Annotated in this window: 19 protein-coding genes and 1 tRNA gene; 9 read left to right on the top strand and 11 right to left on the bottom strand. The window is 70.3% G+C overall.

Annotated features, from left to right (window positions below):
* The first annotated feature begins 56 nt into the window (after nucleotides 1-56).
* The 6 genes from GXW76_RS12745 to GXW76_RS12770 all read left to right on the top strand — a co-directional run bounded on the left by GXW76_RS12745 (nucleotide 57) and on the right by GXW76_RS12770 (nucleotide 5,588).
* Nucleotides 57-1,157, top strand: coding sequence for an AI-2E family transporter (locus GXW76_RS12745; protein WP_211862408.1), 1,101 nt, complete (start codon nucleotides 57-59; stop codon nucleotides 1,155-1,157).
* Nucleotides 1,158-1,229: 72 nt separating this feature from the next.
* A complete protein-coding gene (locus tag GXW76_RS12750) occupies nucleotides 1,230-1,862 on the top strand; it encodes a glutathione S-transferase family protein (protein ID WP_211862409.1) in 633 nt (210 codons plus the stop codon).
* A 93-nt stretch (nucleotides 1,863-1,955) separates the two neighbouring features.
* Nucleotides 1,956-2,048, top strand: a tRNA-Ser gene (locus GXW76_RS12755).
* 424 nt (nucleotides 2,049-2,472) lie between these two features.
* The gene (locus GXW76_RS12760) at nucleotides 2,473-2,832 is read left to right on the top strand and encodes a hypothetical protein (protein ID WP_211862410.1); all 360 of its coding nucleotides are present in this window, start codon (nucleotides 2,473-2,475) and stop codon (nucleotides 2,830-2,832) included.
* Between the two features lie 293 nt (nucleotides 2,833-3,125).
* Complete coding sequence (locus GXW76_RS12765) at nucleotides 3,126-4,370, top strand: alpha-hydroxy acid oxidase (protein WP_211862411.1); 1,245 nt, start codon at nucleotides 3,126-3,128, stop codon at nucleotides 4,368-4,370.
* 18 nt (nucleotides 4,371-4,388) lie between these two features.
* The gene (locus tag GXW76_RS12770; RefSeq protein ID WP_211862412.1) at nucleotides 4,389-5,588 is read left to right on the top strand and encodes a glycosyltransferase family 87 protein; all 1,200 of its coding nucleotides are present in this window, start codon (nucleotides 4,389-4,391) and stop codon (nucleotides 5,586-5,588) included.
* Nucleotides 5,589-5,811: 223 nt separating this feature from the next.
* Here GXW76_RS12770 and GXW76_RS12775 read toward each other — a convergent pair whose 3' ends face one another.
* The gene (locus GXW76_RS12775) at nucleotides 5,812-6,198 is read right to left on the bottom strand and encodes a c-type cytochrome (RefSeq protein ID WP_211862413.1); all 387 of its coding nucleotides are present in this window, start codon (nucleotides 6,196-6,198) and stop codon (nucleotides 5,812-5,814) included.
* Between the two features lie 394 nt (nucleotides 6,199-6,592).
* On the opposite strand from GXW76_RS12775, the gene hemA reads away from it, so the two are divergent.
* Complete coding sequence (hemA, locus tag GXW76_RS12780; protein WP_211862414.1) at nucleotides 6,593-7,804, top strand: 5-aminolevulinate synthase; 1,212 nt, start codon at nucleotides 6,593-6,595, stop codon at nucleotides 7,802-7,804.
* A 258-nt stretch (nucleotides 7,805-8,062) separates the two neighbouring features.
* On the opposite strand, the gene GXW76_RS12785 is transcribed toward hemA, so the two are convergent.
* Nucleotides 8,063-9,700: a GMC family oxidoreductase gene (locus tag GXW76_RS12785; protein WP_211862415.1), complete on the bottom strand. Its 1,638-nt coding sequence runs from the start codon at nucleotides 9,698-9,700 to the stop codon at nucleotides 8,063-8,065.
* Nucleotides 9,701-9,859: 159 nt separating this feature from the next.
* On the opposite strand from GXW76_RS12785, the gene GXW76_RS12790 reads away from it, so the two are divergent.
* Nucleotides 9,860-10,696, top strand: coding sequence for an alpha/beta fold hydrolase (locus tag GXW76_RS12790; protein WP_211862416.1), 837 nt, complete (start codon nucleotides 9,860-9,862; stop codon nucleotides 10,694-10,696).
* 100 nt (nucleotides 10,697-10,796) lie between these two features.
* On the opposite strand, the gene GXW76_RS12795 is transcribed toward GXW76_RS12790, so the two are convergent.
* The gene (locus GXW76_RS12795) at nucleotides 10,797-12,506 is read right to left on the bottom strand and encodes an N-acyl-D-amino-acid deacylase family protein (RefSeq protein WP_211862417.1); all 1,710 of its coding nucleotides are present in this window, start codon (nucleotides 12,504-12,506) and stop codon (nucleotides 10,797-10,799) included.
* A 12-nt stretch (nucleotides 12,507-12,518) separates the two neighbouring features.
* Nucleotides 12,519-13,502: a zinc-binding dehydrogenase gene (locus GXW76_RS12800; protein ID WP_211862418.1), complete on the bottom strand. Its 984-nt coding sequence runs from the start codon at nucleotides 13,500-13,502 to the stop codon at nucleotides 12,519-12,521.
* Between the two features lie 325 nt (nucleotides 13,503-13,827).
* On the opposite strand from GXW76_RS12800, the gene GXW76_RS12805 reads away from it, so the two are divergent.
* Nucleotides 13,828-14,580 (top strand): L,D-transpeptidase, encoded by a 753-nt coding sequence (locus tag GXW76_RS12805; RefSeq protein WP_211862419.1) that lies wholly within the window; start codon nucleotides 13,828-13,830, stop codon nucleotides 14,578-14,580.
* A gap of 16 nt (nucleotides 14,581-14,596) precedes the next feature.
* Here GXW76_RS12805 and GXW76_RS12810 read toward each other — a convergent pair whose 3' ends face one another.
* The 7 genes from GXW76_RS12810 to GXW76_RS12840 all read right to left on the bottom strand — a co-directional run bounded on the left by GXW76_RS12810 (nucleotide 14,597) and on the right by GXW76_RS12840 (nucleotide 21,048).
* On the bottom strand, nucleotides 14,597-15,094 hold the full coding sequence (locus tag GXW76_RS12810) for a cupin domain-containing protein (RefSeq protein ID WP_211862420.1): 498 nt from the start codon (nucleotides 15,092-15,094) through the stop codon (nucleotides 14,597-14,599).
* Between the two features lie 160 nt (nucleotides 15,095-15,254).
* Entirely contained in the window at nucleotides 15,255-15,740 is a 486-nt protein-coding gene (locus GXW76_RS12815) for a hypothetical protein (protein ID WP_211862421.1), read from the bottom strand.
* A gap of 79 nt (nucleotides 15,741-15,819) precedes the next feature.
* On the bottom strand, nucleotides 15,820-17,001 hold the full coding sequence (locus tag GXW76_RS12820) for a M20 aminoacylase family protein (protein ID WP_211862422.1): 1,182 nt from the start codon (nucleotides 16,999-17,001) through the stop codon (nucleotides 15,820-15,822).
* A gap of 20 nt (nucleotides 17,002-17,021) precedes the next feature.
* A complete protein-coding gene (locus GXW76_RS12825; RefSeq protein WP_211862423.1) occupies nucleotides 17,022-17,879 on the bottom strand; it encodes an SDR family oxidoreductase in 858 nt (285 codons plus the stop codon).
* Entirely contained in the window at nucleotides 17,876-19,573 is a 1,698-nt protein-coding gene (locus GXW76_RS12830) for a dihydroxy-acid dehydratase (RefSeq protein WP_211862424.1), read from the bottom strand. The genes GXW76_RS12825 and GXW76_RS12830 overlap by 4 nt, the downstream gene beginning before the upstream one ends.
* Nucleotides 19,574-19,606: 33 nt before the next feature.
* Complete coding sequence (locus GXW76_RS12835) at nucleotides 19,607-19,999, bottom strand: VOC family protein (RefSeq protein WP_211862425.1); 393 nt, start codon at nucleotides 19,997-19,999, stop codon at nucleotides 19,607-19,609.
* A 74-nt stretch (nucleotides 20,000-20,073) separates the two neighbouring features.
* Complete coding sequence (locus GXW76_RS12840) at nucleotides 20,074-21,048, bottom strand: Bug family tripartite tricarboxylate transporter substrate binding protein (protein ID WP_211862426.1); 975 nt, start codon at nucleotides 21,046-21,048, stop codon at nucleotides 20,074-20,076.
* Between the last annotated feature and the right edge of the window lie 88 nt (nucleotides 21,049-21,136).

Here is a 21,136-nt window from a genome sequence, read left to right on the forward strand (position 1 = left end):
TTTCCCGGAGGCTTCGTGGCGTGCTTGGCTGGCGCCGCGAGGCAGGGAAGGCCGCCATGCAGACCGATTCGCCGGGTCCCGAGGAGCGTCACGCCACCACCGTGCTGATGGCCGAGCGGGCAGCGGTGCTGATCCTGCTCGCACTGCTGCTCTACGGCGTGATGCGGGTGCTCGAGCCCTTCGGCATGGCGATCGCCTTCGGGGCCTTCATCGCCATCGGCACCTGGCCGCTGCGCGCGTTCCTCGTGCGCCGCGGCGTGCGGCCCGGCGCGGCGGCCGCGGTCATGCTCGCCGCCGTCATCCTCGTGGTGGCCGTCCCCGCCGTGCTGATGGCGCCGGGCCTCGGCGAGCAGATTGGCGTCGTCGTCGCTCGCGGCCGCGCGCTGCTCGAGAACCTGCCGCCCGCGGCGCCGTCCTGGCTCGCGGACCTGCCGGTGGTCGGGGGGCGCATCGCGCAGGGGTGGCCTCGCCTCCAGGCGTTGCAGGGCGACCTCAACGCCGTCCTCGCGCCCTACAGCGGGGAGATCGCGCGGCTTCTGGTGGATATCGGCCAGCAGGCGGCGGCGAGCCTGCTGCAGATCCTGCTCGCGCTGGTCGTGGCGACGATGTTCTGGGCCAGCGGCGACCGGATGGTCGCGCAGCTGGAGGACATCGCCGGCCGACTCGGGGGCGAGACCGGCGTGGCAGCGGTGGAGGCCGCCGGCGGCGCGGTGCGCGGTGTCGCCTGGGGCGTGGTTGGCACGGGCATTCTGCAGGCGTTGCTGATGGGCGTGGGGCTGGCGGTGGCGGGCGTGCCGGGCGCGGCCGTGCTGTCCTTCCTGACCATGGTGTTCTCGATCAGCCAGGTGCTCGGGCCGCTCGTGATCGTGACCTGGGGCGGGGCCGCGGCCTGGCTCTACGGGCAGGGGGACACGGGCTGGGCGTTGTTCATGCTGGTCTGGGGCGGGGTGTTGGTTTCGGGCAGCGACAACATCGTCCGGCCGCTGCTGATCCAGCGGGGCAGCGCGATGCCGCTTGGGCTCATCATCCTCGGTGTCTTCGGGGGGCTGATCGCTTTCGGCTTCCTCGGGTTGTTCGTGGGGCCGGCGCTGCTGGCGGTCGGGCACGGGCTGCTCGGCGCCTGGCGTGGCGCAGGGGGCAGCCGGACGCCGGCGTGACCGCCGGCGGTGGACGGGCAGGGGGCGCCATGCGAAGCCTGCCGTCCGAGCCCCCCTGGAGGACATGCGCGCATGAGCATCGAGTTCTGGACCTGGAACACGCCCAATGGCCGCAAGATCAGCGTCGCGCTGGAGGAGATGGGCCTGCCCTACACGGTGAAGACCGTGAACATCTCCAAGGACGAGCAGTTCAACCCGGAATTCCTCGCCTTCAGCCCGAACAATCGCATCCCGGCGATCAAGGATCCGGACGGGCCGGACGGCAAGCCGATCACGGTCTTCGAGAGCGGCGCGATCCTGCTTTACCTCGCCGAGAAGTCCGGGAAGTTCCTGCCGACGAGCCTGCGCGACCGCGTCCCGGTCTACGAATGGCTGATGTGGCAGATGGGCGGCTTCGGGCCGATGCCCGGACAGGTGCACCACTTCCTGATGCAGCCCGAGGGCCCCGCCCGGGACTACGGCCTGAATCGCTACCACAAGGAGACGCTGCGGCTTTACGGAGTTCTGGACCGGCGTCTGGCCGGGCGGGACTTCGTGGCAACGGCGGGCGAGCCGAGCGTGGCCGATTTCGCGATTCTCGGCTGGGCCTGGCGGCACGAACGGCACCAGGTGGACCTGAGCGGCTTCCCGAACGTGAAGCGTTGGTACGAAACGATGATGGCGCGCCCGGCCACGAAGCGGGGATTCGAGATCGCGCTGTCCTAGGTTTCCGCGGCGGGCGCTGCGGGATGTTTGACGACCCGCGCGCCCGCCGGTAGAAGCAGCGCCCTGCAACGCCGTGTGACTTTCCACTCCTGCGGAGGGGTGGCCGAGTGGCCGAAGGCGGCGGTTTGCTAAACCGTTATAGGATGTCAAGTCCTATCGTGGGTTCGAATCCCATCCCCTCCGCCATCTCTCTTTGCATCAATAAAATCAAAGCCTTAGGCGGTCATCCCACACAGGTTTCCGGCACAGGCCTGCCTGTCGTTGGCCGGTCCTAGGCCGCCTTCCCAGGCCGCCAAGAAGCTCTTCTCTGTTCGCCGAAGGGTCCGCGTCATCGGCTTGTCGGAGCGCATGAGCAGCTTGTTCAGGCTACTCTCGGAGATAAAGGTTATGGCGCTCGCCTTGGTTTTGGCGAACAGGGTGACACGCCGCCAGGACTGACAGCAGCGAGCGCGACGCGCAGCGCGGCGAGCGGATCGGCGATGGTCGGCACTGTCCGTTAGAAACCGGATGTATGCCGGCGCGTTTCAATCTCGCTGACTGCCTTTGACGAGCGCCGCACCTTCGCCCCGCAACGGGGTGTGCAGCTCGAGCGATGGAGGTTCCAATGTGCGTGAACTCCGTTGTCGCGTTTGCGCTGAGCCCGGACGGCCTGATTGCAGCCATCGAACTTCCAACCGACCCGACGCCATCCGTCATGCAGTTCGACGCGGCAGAGTTGGACGAGCTCATTACCTGCCTTGGCCGGCTCCGCGAGAGCATGAGCGATCGTGTGCCCGAACAGCTGGAGCCGGTCTTCCGGGCGCCGCGCGTGAGAACGACGCACTGGATCGCGAGCAGCACTGATTCGGGGCCTGGACTATCCTTGCGCGATCCGGGTTTCGGCTGGCTGCACTTCCTCATCACGCCAGGCCAATGCCGGGACCTGGCGGCCAGCCTGCTGCATGTCGCAGGCAAGACGTTGACCCAATAGCCCCGGAATGCCGTCGAGCGTCACCGCACGGCTCAAGCCTTTCTCGCGCTCTGCATTGCCGAAAGCTGCGCATCGCCGCCATCACCCCCCCGACCTGATCCCGGGGGTCGCCCGCCCTCCCCACATGCATCGGGCGTGCATTCACCCCCCCCAGGCCCTCGAACCCTCCCGCGCGGGCCTCCCGCCATCGCCCGAACAGGCCCCAGCCCCGACGCGCGCGCGGCCCTCGCCCTCTGGCCTGATCTCCGCATCCTGGTCATCATTGTACGGAAACAGTCCCGGGTGATCCGTCCATGAATGCCGAAGGCCCCGCGCAAACCCGCGCGCCCGCCGCCACGCAGGCCCTCTCCCAGAAGCGCGCCGCGCCGCCGGTGCCGCCGAACCTGCGCAACTTCCTCTCGCTGAATGACTTCGAGGTCGCGGCGGAGAAGCACCTGCCGAAGATGCTGCACGGCTACCTCGCCGGCGGGGTCGAGACCGACTGGTCGCTCGATGACAACCGCCGCGCCTTCGCCGAATGGGGCTTCATCCCGCGCGTGCTGGTCGATGCCCGCGCCCGCACCACGGCGACGACGCTCTTCGGCAAGGAATATGCCGCCCCCTTTGGCATTCCGCCGATGGGTTCCTCGGCGCTGATGGCCTATCGCGGCGACCTGGTGCTGACCCAGGCGGCCCGCGCCAAGGGCATCCCGATGATCATGTCCGCCTCCTCGCTCATCAAGCTGGAGGAGATCGCCAAGGCCAATCCGGACGCCTGGTACCAGGCCTACCTGCCCGGTGACCCCACGCGCATCGAGCCGCTGGTGGACCGCGTCATCGCCGCGGGCTTCAAGACCTTCGTGCTCACGGTGGACGTGCAGGTGTCCTCGAATCGCGAGAACAACATCCGCAACGGCTACACCATCCCGCTGAAGCCGACCTTCAAGCTGTTCTGGCAGGGGGCGACGCATCCGGGCTGGGCGTTCGGCACCTGGTTCAGGACGCTGAAGAACTACGGCATGCCGTATTTCGAGAACATGGACGCCGGGCGCGGCCCGCCCATCCTCTCGCGGGAACTCGAACGCGCCTTCGGCGCGCGCGACGGCCTCTCCTGGCCGCACCTCGAACTCATCCGCAAGCGCTTCCCGGGCAAGGTGCTGATCAAGGGCGTCCTGCACCCCGACGACGTCGTGCGCGCGAAGGAGATCGGCGTGGACGGCTTCATGGTTTCCAACCATGGCGGCCGGCAGCTCGACGGCGCCGTGTCGGGCCTGCGCATGTTGCCGGAGATCGTGAAGGTCGCCGGCGGCCTGCCGGTGATCTACGACGGCGGCATCCGGCGCGGGACCGACGTGCTGAAGGCCTACGCCCTCGGCGCGGCCTTCGTCTTCGTCGGCCGGCCGATGCTCTCGGCGGCCGTGGTACGCGGCCAGGCGGGCGTCGAGCGCGCGATCGACCTGTTGCAGGAGGAGATCCATCGCGACCTCGCGCTGATCGGCGCGAACTCGATGGCGGAACTCGGGCCGGAGTTTCTGCGGCGCGTTCCGCAGTCGGCCTGACGCTGAGGGGAGCGGCGAATGGCCGAGGCCGCCAGGGCGGCGCCCCTGAGTTGGATCCGTGACGGGCACTGGCTGACCGGCACACGGGCCGCTCTCTACGGGGCGGTTCTCGCCTTGGTGCCAGGCTTCTATCTCGCCGTTGCGCTTCAGCGGATGGCGGGTGAGGCGGGCCGCACGCCTGGAACGATCGACTTTTCAGCGTTCTACGCGGCCTCGTCGCTTGCGCTGTCGGGGACGCCAGCCGTGGCCTGGGACCGCGCGCTGCATGCCGCGGCGCACGGCACCTCCGTGGCTGGCGGCTATTTTCCGTTCCTCTATCCGCCCACCTTCCTGTTGCTCTGCCTGCCGCTCGCGCTCCTTCCCTTCGCGCTGAGTTTCTTCGCCTGGATCGGTACGACCTGGGCCGCCTGCGTCGCGGCACTGTCCGCGTATCGGGCAGCACCATGGCCGGCGATCGCTCTCATCTGCACGTTCGCACCGGTCGCGGTGCAGAACGTGGCGAACGGGCAGAATGGTTTCCTCACGACGGCGCTTTTCGCCGCCGCCGGCGTCACCCTGGATCGGCGCCCGGCCCTGGCCGGTGCGATCCTCGCGGTGCTGTCCTTCAAGCCGCAACTCGGATTGCTGGTGCTGCCGGCGCTTCTTTCCGCGCGACGCTGGCGCGTGCTCGGACTGGGGACCGTGGCGGGGGCGCTGCTGGTTATCGCCTCCGTGGCCGCCTTCGGGACCGAACCATGGCGGGCCTTCCTGGCGGGCATGCCAACAGCGACGCATGCGCTCGACACCGGCCAGGTTCCCATGTGGCAGTTCCAGAGCGTGTTCGGGTTTCTCCGCACCCTGGGCGTCGACCGGGGCCTTGCCTACGTCGTGCAGGGCGTTGTCACCCTTGCTGCCGTCCTCCTTGTCGCGGCGGTGGCGCGGCGCCGCCCGGGCGGCAGGGCGGAGATCGCCGCGATGGCGGCCGGTGCGCCCTTGGCGACGCCCTACATCTTCGCCTACGACCTCACGCTGTTGCTGCTGCCGGTGGTCTGGCTGTGGTCCGAGGCGCGGCGCGCCGGCTTCCTGCCATGGGAAAAGACCGGTCTGGTCTTCGGTGTCGCCACCCCCGCGGCTTCGATAGGCCTCGGCCTCGCTTACGGCGTCTCGATCGGGCCTGTCGCGGCGCTGATCGTCCTTGCGCTTGTGATCCGGCGGATCAATCGCCTTTCCCCGCGGTAGACGCCTCCGCGTCGGCCCCAGCCGCGCCGTTCGTCATAGGCCTTCGGCGTCGAAGGACATCGGCAGCGCTGCCGGGGAGAAATCCTCCCCGACACATCCCGCACCGTGCCGAACACCTCGCAGGACGGGTCATCGGGCGACCGCCCTCCGGTCGCCTGATGCATACGGCACTTCTGTCCGCATGGCAGAGCGGGCGGCGGCCTGGGCACCGCCCGCGCGCGGATCACTTCTGCGCGGCGAGATACGCCATCAGGTCGTTGAGCTGCGTCTCGTTGCGCAGGCCCGGGAAGGACATGCTGCCCGTCGGCACGACCGCCTTCGGGTTCTGGATGTACGCGCGCAGCCGGTCCTCGTTCCACACCAGCCCGCCGGTGGCGAGTTCGCGCAGGTTGGAGGAGTAGCGGAAGCCATCGACCGAGCCGGCGCGGCGGCCGACGATGCCCCAGAGGTTCGGCCCGACGCCCGGGCGCCCGCCTTCGTTGATCGTGTGGCACGCGCGGCACTGGTTGAACACGCGCTGGCCCGCCGCGGCATCACCCGCCTCAGCGAAGGCCGCCACCGGCAGCGAGGACGCGGCAGCCACCACCATCGTCAGCATCAGTCGTCGCATGCGATTTCTCTCCAACCATATTCCGCAGGCCCGGTGATGATGCCGTGGGCACGGCGTTGCAAGGCCCTGGGGAACATGCCTTCGCAAATAATCCGGATTGGCACCCCCGCAGGTCGGGGGAGTGTCGCGCGGCGTTCCTCCGATCGCGCAACGAGTTTCAGCCAAGGCAGATTTGCATGCCTTGGCGCGGCGGGCGGCGCTTGCATGCCCTGACTGCCCTGGGGCAAGGAGGCGCCTTGTCGTCGAGCGCGCGCGAAGGTGGCGCTGCGCGGCTGATCGCAGCATGACACAAATCAAGGACCAGGGGGTCAAGCCTCTGATCTGATACGATACTGCGTCCTGTAGCGACGCTTGCCCGCCCAGCCTGGCGGACCCGAGGACCCGGGAGCCCACGATGGACTACGAGGATTATTTCCGCGCCCAGATCGACACCCTCCGCCGCGAGGGACGCTACAGGATCTTCGCCGACATCGAGCGCCAGGCCGGCCACTACCCGCGCGCCATCCGCCACGATGCGGGCGCGACGCGCGACGTGACCGTCTGGTGCTCCAACGACTACCTCGGCATGGGCCAGCACCCGAAGGTGCTCGCCGCGATGCACGAGGCGCTGGACCGCTACGGCGCGGGTGCTGGCGGCACGCGCAACATCTCCGGCACCAACCACGAGCACGTGCTGCTGGAACGCGACCTCGCCGAGCTGCACGGCAAGGATGCCGCGCTGCTGTTCAATTCCGGCTACATGTCGAACTGGGCGGCGCTCTCCACGCTCGCCTCCCGCATGCCGGGCTGCGTGATCGTCTCCGACGAGATGAACCACGCCTCCATGATCGAGGGCATGCGCCATTCGCGCGCCGAGCGGCGCGTGTTCCGCCACAACGACGTCGCCGACCTGCGCCGTCTGCTGGCGGAACTCGATCCGAAGGCGCCGAAGCTGGTGGCCTTCGAGAGCGTCTATTCCATGGATGGCGACATCGCGCCTATCGCGGACATCTGCGATGTGGCGGATGAGTTCCGCGCCATGACCTATTGCGACGAGGTGCATGGCGTCGGCCTCTATGGCGCGACGGGCGGCGGCGTGACGGAGCGCGATGGCGTGGCGCACCGGCTGACGGTGATCCAGGGCACGCTCGCCAAGGCCTTCGGCGTGATCGGCGGCTATATCGCCGGCTCGGCGGCGATGTGCGACTTCGTGCGGTCCTATGCCTCGGGGTTCATATTCTCCACCGCGCTGCCGCCGGCGGTCGCGGCCGGCGCCCGCGCGGCGATCGCGCACCTGCGCGACAGCGGCATGGAGCGCGACCGCCTGCACGAGCGCGCCCGGACCCTGCGCAGGCGGCTCGATGCCGCCGGCGTGCCGCATCTGCCGAACCCGAGCCACATCGTGCCGGTGATGGTTTGCGACCCGGTCGTGTGCAAGACGATCAGCGACATCCTCCTCGACGAGCACGGCATCTACGTGCAGCCGATCAACTACCCCACGGTGACGCGCGGGACGGAGCGGCTGCGCATCACGCCGTCCCCGGTCCACACGGACGCCGATATGGACCGGCTGGTGTCGGCGCTCGAGGATGTCTGGGCGCGCTTCAGCCTGAAGCGCGCCGCCTGACCGTCATCCCAGCCCTGCAAGGGCTGGGTCTTTGGCGGGCGGTCGGGCGCGTAGCGCTGGTGAGGTCGCCGCACGCGCAGGCAACTGGCCGACGCCTGATGCGCAAACGCCCATCGCCTCCCGCACCAGGGCGAATCCCGATCAGGCGGAAGTTCCCGATCGGTTCAGGCGGAAGTTCCCGATCGGTTAAGGATACCGAGAGAACAAGCGACCGAAGCGGTTGCCGTCTGCCGGCGCGAACGGAAGCCGCTCGAGGCGTCACGCGGCCGCCGAGAGAGGAGGCCGGCCCCGGATGAAGTCCGACGCCCTCTCCGCGATCATCATCGTGGTCGCGTAGGTATTGGCGGACGGCATCGACGGCATGATGGAGGCGTCCACCACGCGCAGCCCCTCCAGCCCGTGAACCTGCAGACGGTCGTTGACCACCGAGGTCCTGTCCTCGGCCGGGCCCATGCGGCAGGTGCCGATGAGGTGGTAGGTCGTCGAGCCGTTCTTGTAGGCGAAGTCCAGCAACTCGTCGTCGCGTTCGATGTTCACGCCGGGCAGCACTTCCTTGTCGAGGTACTGCGCGAGTTGCGGCATGTGGAGCAGCCTGCGGATCAGGCGGATGCCGCCGAGATGGACGCGACGGTCCATCTCGTCCGCGAGGTAGTTCGGCTGGATTTCCGGATCCTCGAAGACGTCGGTGCTCTTCGCCCGCACCCAGCCGAGGCTTTCCGGCCGGTGCTGCCAGGCGCCGGCGGTGCAGCCGGGATAGTCGTCCAGCACGTAGACCTTGCCCTCGGCATAGGAGCCGGGGGTGAAGACGCCCTGCAGGTCGGGCTCGTCCAGTCCCTCGAAGGACTTCCAGAAGATATGCACGTGGGAGGGGGCGGTCGCGAGGATGGACGGCTTGCCGCTCGCCCAGCGCGCCACCTGCTTCACCAGGCCGAAGCCGCGGGCGAGTTCGTTCAGCGTCTCGACCCCCGGCTTGGCGCGCATCACGAGGCGGGAGGCGTAGTGGTCGCGGAAACTCTCGCCGACCGGCAGTTCGTGGAACACCGGCACGCCGATGCGCGCCAGCGTCGAGGCCGGCCCGACGCCGGAGACCTGGAGCAATCGCGCCGTGTTCACCGTGCCGGAGGAAAGGATGACCTCCTTCCGTGCGCGCACCTCGACGGGCATGCCGTTGCGGGCTGTGACGTAGCGGATGCCGACGGCGCGCCTGCCCTCGAATATGATCCCGCAGGCGCGGGCATTGGTGCGGACCTCGAGCTCCTTCCGCGCCATCGCCGGCTTGAGGAAGGCGCGCGCAGCGGAGACGCGCCAGCCCTTCTGGATGCCGCGCTGGAAGTAGCCGACGCCGGCCTGCTCACCGCTGTTGTAGTCCCGGTTGCGCGGCAGGCCCGCCGCCACGCAGCCTTCCATGAAGGCTTCCGAGAGCGGGTGGATCCAGTCCATGTCCGTGACGGGCAGCGAACCCTGCTTTCCGCGCCGATCGTCGCGGCCGAAGCCGATGCGCTTTTCGGTGCGCATGTAGTAGGGCAGGCAATCCTCGTAGCCCCAGCCGCGGTTGCCGCGCTGTGCCCAGGAATTCAGGTCGCCCGGCTGGCCACGGTTGTAGATCATGCCGTTGACGGAGGACGAACCCCCCAGCGTCCGCCCCTGCGTGGTGGCGATGGCGCGGCCGCCGGTGCGCTCGGTCGGCGCGGTCTTGAACTGCCAGGTGACCGAGGGGTCCACCAGCGTCTTGATGAAGCCCGCCGGGATGTGGATCCAGGGATTGCGGTCCGTGGGGCCCGCCTCCAGCACGCAGACGGTTACCCCCGGGTCTTCCGTCAGCCGCGCGGCGAGGATCGAGCCGGCAGCGCCGGCGCCGACGATGACGTAGTCGAAGGTGTCGGGCGTGCTGGCCATCTGGGCGGGACTCTCCCTGGGGCGTGATGCGCCAACCTAGGCGCGCGCGGGCCTTCCCGCCAGACGGCGACAGTGCGGGCCTCGTGCGGCATGCTTGGCTTCCTGACAGTGAAGCCGGAGGAACCGCATGTCGCAATCGGCCGTGATGGAGAACCTGGCATGAGCTTCGCCGCCCCGCCCCGCCGCGCCGGCTGGATCGACCGGCCGGATGCGCGCATCCGTTACGAAATGACCGGCCAGGGCCCGGCGATCGTCTTCGCCCATGGCCTGGGCGGCTGCCTCTTCTCCTGGTGGCAGCAGGTCGCGCATTTCGCACCGCGCTACACCTGCGTGGCTTTCTCGCATCGCGGCTTCTTCCCCTCGACGGCACCCGCGGGCGGGCCGGACCCGGCGCAATATGCGGGGGATGTGGCGGCGCTGGTCGACGAGCTCGGCCTCGGCGAGATCCGCATGGTCTGCCAGTCCATGGGCGGCTGGAGCGGGGTGGAGTACGCGCTCCTGCGGCCGGGCCGGGTCAAGGCGCTGGTGCTGGCGGCGACCACGGGCTCGCTCGACCCGCGACAGATGCGGGAGCCCGAACACTCTCGCCTCGCCACCTGGAGCAAGGAGAGTGCGGAGGCGCGCTCGGCGCTGCTCACCGGCAACATCCTGCCCGCGGCGGGCGCGCGCATGGCGGAGGAGCAGCCGGCGCTGCACCACCTCTACACCCATATCAACGGGCTCTCCCAGGGCTTCGACCGGGAGGCGGTGCGCGCGAAGCTGCATGCCGCACGCACGCGCCCGCCGGAATCCTTCGCCGCGGCGCAGACGCCGGTGCTGTTCGTCCCCAGCGAGGAGGACGTGGTGATCCCACCCTTCGCGCCCGCCGGCATGGCGCCCATGATCCCGGGCGCGAAGGTGGCGCCGCTGCCGAAGGCCGGGCATTCCGGCCATTTCGAGCACGCGGCGCAGTTCAACGCGCTGGTCGAGGCCTTCTTCGCGGAGGTCGGCGCCTAGAGCAGATCCCGATCAGGTGCAACCACCTGGTCGGGTGAATATGCTCGCAAAAACAATGACCTAGAGCGATTTCCGTGAGCCAGGGCGAACGGAAGCCGCTCTAGCCGGCCTGCTGCGCCCCGCGCACCAGGCGGCCGGGCAGGGCCCCGGTCGCCTCGCCGTCGCGATAGGTGATCGCGCCGGACAGCACCGTCGCGACATAGCCTTCCGCCTTCTGCACCAGCCGCTTGCCACCGGCCGGCAGGTCGTAGCGCATCTCCGGCGCGCGCAGTTGCAGGCGGCCGAAGTCGATGACGTTCAGGTCCGCCTTGGTGCCCGGCGCCACCACGCCGCGGTCGGCCAGCCCCATGGCCGCCGCGTTGTCGCGGCTGATGCGCTTCACCGCCTGCTCGACCGGCAGCCTCGGCCCGCGCGCGCGGTCGCGCGCCCAATGCACCAGCATGTGGGTCATGCAGGAGGCATCGCAGATGTAGCCGACATGCGCCCCGCCATCGCCGAGGCCCATCAGCGTGTGCGGATGGGTCATCATCTCGCGGATCGCGCCGAGGTCGCCATCGGCGTAGTTCAGCAGCGGGCGGTTCAGGATGGCCTGGCCGTCGCGCTCCAGCATCAGGTCGTAGCAAAGCGCCTCCGGCGCCATGTCGCGCGCGGCGGCCATGGCGGCGACGGAGCGTTCAGGCGGCGGCTCGTAGTCCGGCGGGTCGCCGAGCGGGAAGATCTTGTCCCAGTTGTTCAGCCGCACCTTCAGCGCGTCGTCGTCGGTCGGCTCTGCCAGGATGCGGGCGCGGCGCGCCGGGTCGCGCAGGGCAGCGGCGCGTTCGGGCAGCGGCAGATGGGCGACCTCGCGGTAGGACGGTCGCGTCAGGAAGGGGTGCTGCGACAGTTCGAAGCCGAACATCAGCCCGACCGGGCGGCCCATCACCTGGCCGAACATCTGCACGCCGGCGGCGTTGGCTTCCTCCACGCGGTCGAGCAGCCAGCGCCAGAATTTCGGCTTCGATTCCCGTTGCAGCAGGGAGAAGGTGAGGGGACGCCCCGCCACCGCGGCGACGCGGCGCAGGCGGGCGAATTCCTCCTCCGCCGGGTCGTCGAAGTCGGAGATCACCTGGAGCCAGCCGCTGCCATGGGCGCGCAGCGCGCGGGCGAGGGCCTCCAGCTCCGCCTCCGGCGCGCCGAGCGTCGGGATGTGGCGGCCATCGAGGGTGCGGTGCGCCAGGGCGCGCGACGTCGATATGCCCACCGCGCCCGCCGCCAGCCCTTCGGCCGCGAGCCGCGCCATCTCGAGGCATTCGGCCTCGGTGGCTTCGGCATGGGCTTCCGCGCGCTCGCCCATCACGTGCACGCGCAGCGGGGCGTGGGTGACCATCGCGGCGATGTCGGTGTCGTAGCGCCGGCCGCCGAGGAAATTCAGGTAGTCGGGGAATGACTGCCAGGTCCAGGGCAGGCCCTCGGTCAGCACGACTTCGGGCAGGTCCTCCACGCCCTCCATCAGCTTCACCAGCATGTCGCGCCGCTCCGGCCGGCAGGGCGCGAAGCCGACGCCGCAATTGCCGATCAGCGCGGTGGTGACGCCGTTGATGGAGGAGGAGATCAGCCGCTCGCTCCAGGTCGCCTGCGCGTCGTAGTGGGTGTGGATGTCCACGAAGCCAGGGGTGACGAGCAGGCCCTTGGCGTCGATCTCCTCTGCCCCGCGGCCGGCGACGCGGCCGACCTCGACGATGCGGCCGTTGCCGATGGCGACATCGGCCTCGAAAGGCGGGGCGCCGGTGCCGTCCACCACCGTGCCGCCGCGGATGACGAGGTCATGCATGGCGCGCCTCCCTCAGACCGCGAGCACGATCTTGCCGAAGTGCTTGTTGGCCTTCATGTGGCCGAGCGCCTCCACCACCAGGTCGAGCGGGAAGACCCGGTCGATCGGGATGGCGAAGCGCCCTTCCTGCACTGCGCCCCACAGGTCGCGGCGCATCGCCGCGTATTCGGCGCGGATCTCCTCGCGCGAGCGCGTGCGGTGGGTGACGCCGATGTAGGAAATGCGGCGGTTCGCATGCAGGTCGAAGTCGAACTCGCCCTTCGCGCCGCCGAGCCGGCCGACATTGACGATCCGCCCGGTGATCGCCGTGCAGCGCATCGCCGCATTGATGGTCGGGCCGCTCACCTGGTCGATCACCAGGTTCACGCCGCGGCCGCCCGTAGCCGCCAGCACCTGGTCCGCCCAGTCCGCGTCGCGCGTGTTCACCGCGACGTCGGCGCCGAACTCCTTCAGCCGCGCGCGGCGGTCTGGATCGGTCGAGGTGCCGACGACCAGCGACGCCCCCATGAACTTCGCGATCTGCATGCCCATGATGCCGACGCCGGAGGAGGCGCCGAGGATCATCGCGCTCTCGCCCTTGGCGATGCGGCCGTTCACGACCAGCGCGTCGTGCATGGTGGCGAGCGCCACGGGCAGCGTCGCGGCTTCCTCCCAGGAGAGGTTGCGGTCGGGGATCGGCAGCACCCGGTCCTTGTCGGCAACCGCATACTCGGCATAGCCGCCGGAGCCCGAGCAGGTCACGCGATCCCCCGGCTTCACGCCCTTCACGGCGCTGCCGACGGCGGCCACCTCGCCGGCGAAGTCGAGGCCGAGGATCGTGCCCGGCCCGCCCATCGCGCCATGCGCATGCCCCGCGGCCACGCCGAGATCGGCGCGGTTCAGCGTTGCGGCGCGGACGCGGACCAGCACCTCCTCGGGCCCCGGGCTCGGGCGGGGCACGTCCCGCACCTGCACGCCCTCAGCCGTGACGACAGCCGCACGCATCGTTTCCGTCATGGTCGTTCCCATCCCCTCGTGCCTCTCGGGCGCTGCACACGGATGAGGCCGTCCGGCACGGCGCGCAAGCCCTCCATGCCCGTGCCCGTGGAGCACCGGCAGGCGTCGCAAGCGGACGCAGCGTCGGGCAAGGCTGGAAGGCAGCCGCAGGGCGATCATGCGACGCATGGAGCATTCCATTGCGGCATCGAGACGGGCTAGGATTTCAGAAGCCTCTTCGGGCTCGATGGAACTACCGATGCCTTCCCCGCTCCACACCCGCGCATGTGGCGATGCATCCGGCATTGCCGGGCGTGGCTGCGGTCGCCGGGGCTGCCTCGCGTTTGTGGCGCTTTCCGTCTCCGCCTGCGCCGGCCGGCCGCCGCCCGCCCCGGACGTGGCGGGCAGGGAGGCCATCCGCCTGCGTGCGGTCATGCTGGCGGATGTTCCGGGCGCCGCCGCACCGGACCCGCCGCAGGCCGTCCGGTGGATCGCGCTGGCCCGCAATGCCTTGGCCGAGGCCGGTCGCACGCCGCAGGGGACGGAACTCGCGCTGCTGGTGGACCGCGCGCCGGCCGTACAGCGTATTGCGCTGCTGCTGCTACGCGCGGAAGGCCCGTGGGAGGTGGTGGCGACGGCACCGGCGGCCACGGGCATCACCGGCCGTCGCGGCTACTTCGTCACCCCCACCGGCGTCTTCGTGAACGACGGCGGCATCATGGGCTACCGTGCCCTCGGCACGCCCAACCAGGAAGGCATCCGCGGCCTCGGCGCGCGCGGCATGCGGGCCTGGGATTTCGGCTGGATCAGGGCGCCGCGCGGCTGGACGGATGACGGCAGCGAGGCGCGCATCCGCTTCCTGCTGCACGCCACGGACCCCGATTACTTCGAGCCGCTCCTCGGCCAGCCGGGATCGCAAGGCTGCGTGCGCGTCGGCGGCGCGATGAACATGTTCCTCGACCGCCACGGCGTCATCGACGCCGACCTCGAACGCATCGCGGCCGAGAGCCCGCGCATGGCCGCGCTGCTCGCCCCCGACCGGACGCCGACATCCATCGCCGGGCGGATGCTGATCGTGATCGACAGCGCCGCATCCTGACCGCGGCGCGGCCGCATCAGCCGCCGGGCGGCCGGTGGATCGGGTCCACCCAGAGCACCGATTCCGGCTTCTCCACCGGCTCGATGTCGAGGTTGATCGCGATCGCCTCGTTGTCGCTGCGCACCAGCACGCATTCCAGCGTCTCGTCGGAGGACGCGTTGATCTCCTGGTGCGGCACGTAGGGCGGGACGTAGATGAAGTCGCCGGGCCCGGCCTCGGCGACGAATTCCAGCTTCTCGCCCCAGCGCATGCGGGCCTTGCCGCGCACCACGTAGATCACGCTTTCCAGGTGCCCGTGATGGTGCGCGCCGGTCTTGGCGTCGGGGTGGATATGGACGGTGCCGGCCCAGATCTTCTGCGCGCCGACGCGCGCGGCGTTGATCGCGGCGGCACGGTTCATGCCCGGCGTCTGCGCGGTGTTGGTGTCGAGGCTGTCGCCGGGAATGACGCGGACGCCAGTGTGCTTCCAGCCATCCGTCGGGATGGAGGGATGGTCGTGGCCGTCATGGGGCATGGCAGAGGTCCTCGGCAGCGATGGTCCGCCGCCGAAAAGGCGCCTTCCCCCACGCCGTCGCAAGTATCGCGCGAAAATAGCGAAGCCCTGCTCCCGGATGGCGCCGATGAAGCAGGTCCTTCCGCCGGAACGGCCGCAGCGGCGAAAGCCTGTCCCGGTGTCAGGCCGTGCTCGGCCCGGCGAGCCACAGCCGCGTGCGGTGGCAGGCCCACAGCAGCGCCGCCTGGCCGGTGAACCAGATGGCCGCCGGAGGCACCCGCCCGTGCAGCACGACGGTGGCGAGCACCCCCGCCACCGTCAGCACGAAGGCGAGGTGGATGGCACGGTCGAAGGCGCCGAGGGCCACCTGTCGCATCCATGCGGGCAGGGCGACCATCGGCGTGGCCACCGCGACGCCGGCCAGTAGGGCCAGCAGCGCGAGCGTGATCGCAAACCCGAGCAGGCAGCCGCCAAGCGCGACGAGCTTCGCGAACTCCGGCCCCAGCCCGCTGCCGGGCAGGGCCAGGCGCAGCACCAGCAGCAGCGCGGCGAGGCCGATGCAGGCCGTGACCGCCGCCCGGACCGGTTCGTCCGCGGGGCGCGGCCGACCTTCGACGGGCCGCGGCAGCAGCGGCCAGGTTTCGAAGGCGGGCTTGGGGCTGGCCATGGGCGGGCTCCGGTCGCGGGGACATCCCTCCGCGACCATTGCCCGCCAACGGTTTCCGTCGGGCTAACGCGGCGCGGCGTCAGCCCTGCCGGGGCATCAACCGCTCCGCCAGCGCCGCCCACCAGGACGCGCCGACGGGGAGGATCTCGTCGTTGAAGTCGTATTTCGGGTGGTGGACGTTGGCGTCCTGCTCCGAGCGCCCACCGCCGAGCATCAGGTAGGCGCCGTCCTTGGCGTTGAGCATGAAGGAGAAATCCTCCCCGCCCATGGTCGGCTTCGGCATCGGGACGACGCGGGCCTCGCCCTGCACGGCGCGGGCGGCGTCGGCGGCGAGGTGGACGCTCTTCACCTCGTTGATCGTGGCGGGGTAGAGGCGGATGAACTTCGCCTCGGCCGAGGCGCCGAAGGCGGCGGCGATGCCGGTCACGGTCTCGAGGAAGCGCTTCTCCAGCAGGTCGCCGACCTCCTTGTCGAACCAGCGCGCGGTGCCGAGCATCGTCACCGTCTGCGGGATCACGTTGTAGGTGTGGCCGCCGGTGATGTGGCCGATGGTGATGACGCCGGCATCCACCGGCTCCACATTGCGCGCGACGATGGACTGCAGCGCCTGCACGATGGCCGCGGCGATGACGATCGGGTCGTTGCCGTTGTGCGGCATGGCGCCGTGCGCGCCCTTGCCGGTGATGGTCACTTCCAGGTTGGCGACGGCGGCCATCACCGGGCCTTCCCGCCAGGCGAAGGTGCCGGCGGGGATGGCGGGCCAGTTGTGCAGGCCGAAGACGCGCTCCATCGGGAAGCGCTCGAAGAGGCCCTCCTTCACCATGACCTCGCCGCCGCCGAAATTCTCCTCGGCCGGCTGGAAGATCACGTAGACGGTGCCGTCGAAATTGCGCGTCTCCGCCAGGTACTTCGCGGCGCCGAGCAGCATGGTGGTGTGCCCGTCATGCCCGCAGGCGTGCATCTTGCCCGGCGTCTTTGAGGCATAGGGCAGGCCGGTGTCCTCGAGGATCGGCAGCGCATCCATGTCCGCGCGCAGGCCGATCGCACGGCCGGAGGCGGCATTCCGCCCGCGGATGACGCCGACCACGCCGGTCTTGGCGATGCCCGTCACGACCTCGTCGCAGCCGAACTCCCGCAGCTTCTCGGCGACGATGCGGGAGGTACGGACTTCCTCGAAGGCGAGTTCCGGATTCTCGTGGAAGTCGCGCCGCCAGGCGGTCATCTCGGCATGGAAGTCGGCGATGCGGTTGTTGACGGGCATGGAAGGGCTCCGGTGCGATGTCAGCCGGTGGTGTGGTCCGGCCCGAAGGTGAGGGCAAGGCCTTGCGCGAGCGGAATCGGCTCCACCCCGAGGATCCGGCGCATCGGTCCGATGTCGAAGGCCTTGTCCTCGGTCAGGCGGCGGATCTCGTCGCCGGTGACGTTCGGCAGGCCCGGCACGATGCGCGTCAGCGGCGCCAGCAGCCGCAGCGGCAGGGCCGGGATGGGCAGGATGGGCGGCGCGCGCAGCCCGGCCGCGGCGGCGACGGCGCGCAGGAAATCGCGATAGGACATGGCCGCGGGGCCGGCGATGACCAGCGTTTCCGGCTTCTCCCAGCGCAGGCCCAGGGCGGCGACCAGGCAGCGCGTCACGTCGTCCTGGTGGATCGGCTGCACCAGGGCGCGGCCGCCGCCGGGCAGCGGGGCCACGGGCAGGCGCGCGAGCAGGGCCGAAAGGCGCTGGACATTGTTCTCCCCCTGCGCGCCGTAGATCATCGTCGGGTGCAGCATGACGCCGGGGCGGCCCGAGGCGAGGAAGGCCGCTTCCCCCGCGCGCACGCCGTCGCCGTGGTCGTCGGGCCATTGCGAGAAGCGGCGCGTCGATCCCATCAGCACGAAGGACGCGTCGGGCTCGGCGGCCGCGAGCAAGGCCGGCGTCCAGCGCGCATGGGCGGTGCTGACGACGCGGTCGGCGCCTGCAAGCGCCTGTCGCAGCGCCTCGGGGTCACGCAGGTCGGCGACGCGCAACTCACCCGGAAGGCCGAGCGCCGCCCAGGCCGCCGCATTCCGCGCCACCGGCACGAAGGGCATCCCGGCGGCGAGCAGCGCGCGCGCGAGCGCCACCCCCGACCGCCCGGTGGCGCCGACAAGCGCGATCAAGGCGCCGCGCGCAGGAAGGCAAGGTCGGCGCCGAGCGGCGCCTGCGTCACCTGCTCATGCACCAGCCGGTCCCAGCCGCGGGCCGGGGCAGGGGCGGGCGTCCAGGCGGCCCGCCGCTGCGTCAGCACCGCCTCATCCACCAGCAGTTCGAGGCTGCGGTTCTTCACCGACAGCCGGATGCGGTCGCCGGTCTCGACGAAGGCGAGCGGCCCGCCGACCGAGGCCTCGGGCGCGATGTGCAGGACGATGGTGCCGAAGGCGGTGCCGGACATGCGGCAGTCGCTCATGCGGACCATGTCCTTCACGCCCTGGCGCGCGAGCTTCTTCGGGATGGGCAGGTAGCCCGCTTCCGGCATGCCGGCGGGGCTGCGCGGGCCCGCCCCCTTCAGGACGAGAATGTCCTGCGCCGTCACGTCGAGATCGGGGTCGTCGATTCGCGCGGAAAGGTCGGCAAGCCCGTCGAAGACGATGCAGCGCGCCTCGGTCTCGAACAGCGCCGGCGTCGCCGCGCTGCGCTTGAGGATCGCCCCGTCCGGCGCCAGCGAACCGAACAGCGCGACCAGCCCGCCGACCGGCGAGACCGGCTCGCCCCGCGCGCGGATGATGCGGCGGTCCACGAAATGCGTCCCGTCGCCGATGCGTTCCGCCAGTGACGCGCCGTCCAGATCCTTCGCCGTCAGGTCCAGCAGGTCGCGCAATTCCCACAGCAGGGCGCGCATGCCGCCGGCCGAATGGAAGTCCTCCATGTAGCCTTCGCCGGTGGGCTTGAGGTCCACCAGCACCGGGGTCGTCTCAGACAGCGCATCGAGGCGCTTCAGGTCCAGCGCCAGCCCGGCCCGCCCGGCGATGGCGGCGAGATGCACGATCGCATTGGTCGAACCGCCGAGCGCCAGCAGCACGCGCACCGCATTGTCGAGATTGCCCTGCGTCATCAGCGAGAGCGGCGAGACCGGGTTCCTGATGAGTCGCACAGCCTGCGCGCCCGCTTCCTCCGCGATGCGGAGCCGGTCGGCATGCACCGCCGGCGCACTTGCCGCATCGAGGGGCATGAAGCCGAGCGTCGCGGCGAGGCAGGCCATGGTGGAGGCCGTGCCCATCACGCCGCAGGTCCCCGCCGTCGTCGCCAGCTTGCCTTCCAGCGTGCTGATCTTCTCGTCCGAGACCTCGCCCGCGCGATAGCGCGCCCAGTAGCGGCGGCAGTCGGTGCAGGCGGACAGGCGCTCGCCCTCGAAGGCCTGCGCCAGCATCGGGCCCACCACCAGCATCACCGACGGCGTGCCCGCGCTGATCGCGGCCATGAGCTGCGCCGGCACCGTCTTGTCGCAGCCGCCGACCAGCACCGCCGCGTCCATCGGCTGGTTCGCCAGCATGGTCTCGGTGTCGAGCGCCATGAGGTTGCGGTAGTGCATGGAGCACGGGCTGAGCGAAGGCTCGCAGATGCTGATCGTCGGGAAGGCCATCGGCAGGCCGCCGGCGGCGAGCACGCCGCGCTTCACCGCCTCGATCAGTTCGGGGATGGTGCGGTGGCAGTTGTTGTAGTCGCTCGCCGTGTCGGCGATGCCGACCACCGGCTTGTCGAGCATCGCCTGCGAATAGCCCATGGACTTCGCGAACGACCGCCGCAGGTAGAGCGCGAAGGCCGGATCGCCGTAGTTCGAGGCGTTGCGGCCAAGGCCATGGGGCTTGTCGGTCATGCGTGTCCTCCGCGCCGCCGCGCCGTGCCGCCGCTAAGCCGGGCGGCGGCAGACGCAGCAGAGCTTGTTGCCATCGGGGTCGCGCACATAAGCACCGTAGTAGTCGGGGTGGTAGTGCGGGCGGAGGCCCGGGGCGCCCTCATCCGTGCCGCCATGCGCGAGGGCGGTGGCGTGGAAGCGGTCCACCGCCGGGCGGTCCGGCGCGTCGAATGCGATGGTCATGCCATTGCTGGCGCTGGCCGGCCGGCGATCGAGCGGGCGCGTCACCCAGAACTGCGGCCTCGCCCCCGGCGCGGCTGCATAGCCGGCATAGCCTTCCTCGATATCCGATTCGTGCCGGTTCAGGCCGAGCCCGGCCAGCAGTGGATCATAGAAGGCGATCGCGCGGCGGATGTCGTTCGTGCCGAGGGTGACGTGGCTGTACATGGGCGCGGCCTCCTCCGCCGCACCGGTAGACTATCGGAGCCGGTTCGAACCGGTGCCCGCACTTTCGCGTGCGGCTATTCCGGCTGGATGCCGGCGCGGCGCATCAGGTCCTTGTTCTGGTCGAGTTCGCGGCGGATCCGGGCCATCAGCGCCTCCGGCCCGGGTTCGGCCCGGGCGAAGCCGAGGCGGGCGAAGGCCTCGGCCGTGGCGGGGGTGGCGAAGGCCTCCTTGGCCAGGTCGTTGACGCGGTCCAGGATGGGCCTGGGCGTCCCCGACGGGGCCTGCAGGCTGAACCAGCCACCCAGGACGAAATCCCGCTGGCCGAGTTCGGTCATGGTCGGAACATCCGGCAGCGCCGGCGTCCGCGCCGCCGAGACCATCCCGAGCGCGCGCAACCGCCCGCTTTCCACATGGGGCTTGGCCGGGGCGAAGGTGGAAATCATCACGTCCGTCCGCCCGGCGATGGTCTCGGTCAGCGCCGGCGGGGTGCCGTTGAAGGGGACGTGGAGCATCTCCGTCCCGGTTCGCTGCATCAGGTCCACCATGCCGAGGTGCGACGTGCTGCCGACGCCCCAGGTCGCGTAGGTGAGTTGCCCCGGACGGCGGCGCGCCTCGGAAAGCACGTGGTCGAGGCTCTCCCACCGCGGGTGGGCGACCATGATGAATAGGGTCTCGGCGATCTGGGTGATGTGGGCGAAGTCGTTGATCGGGTCGTAGCCCAGGCTCCGCAGCGCATAGGGCGCCATGGTGAAGGTGACGATGGTGCCCATCAGCAGCGTCGTGCCATCCGGGCGCGCGCGGGCCACGTGGCGGGCGGCGAGGGTCGTGGAGGCGCCCGGCTTGTGGTCCATGATGAAGGTGCCGCCGCTGCGCTCGGCGAATCCCTGGGTGATGATCCGGCCGAGCACGTCGGGCGAGCCGCCCGCGGCATAGGGGATCACGAGACTTGTGGCCTGGCCCTGTGGCCAGTTGCCCTGGGCCCGAACCAGGCCAGGCGCGGCGAGCAGCCCGCTGGCGGCGAGCAGGCTGCGGCGGTTGAGAGACGTCATGGACTTTCCCCAGGTTATCCGGCGGCGCCTTCGGGCGCCTTTGGCATCAGCCTCGCAGGCAGGCCGCTTGAGGGGAAGAGAGCCGCGC

This window comes from Neoroseomonas soli, assembly GCF_018129065.1.
GTDB classification, from domain to species: domain Bacteria; phylum Pseudomonadota; class Alphaproteobacteria; order Acetobacterales; family Acetobacteraceae; genus Neoroseomonas; species Neoroseomonas soli.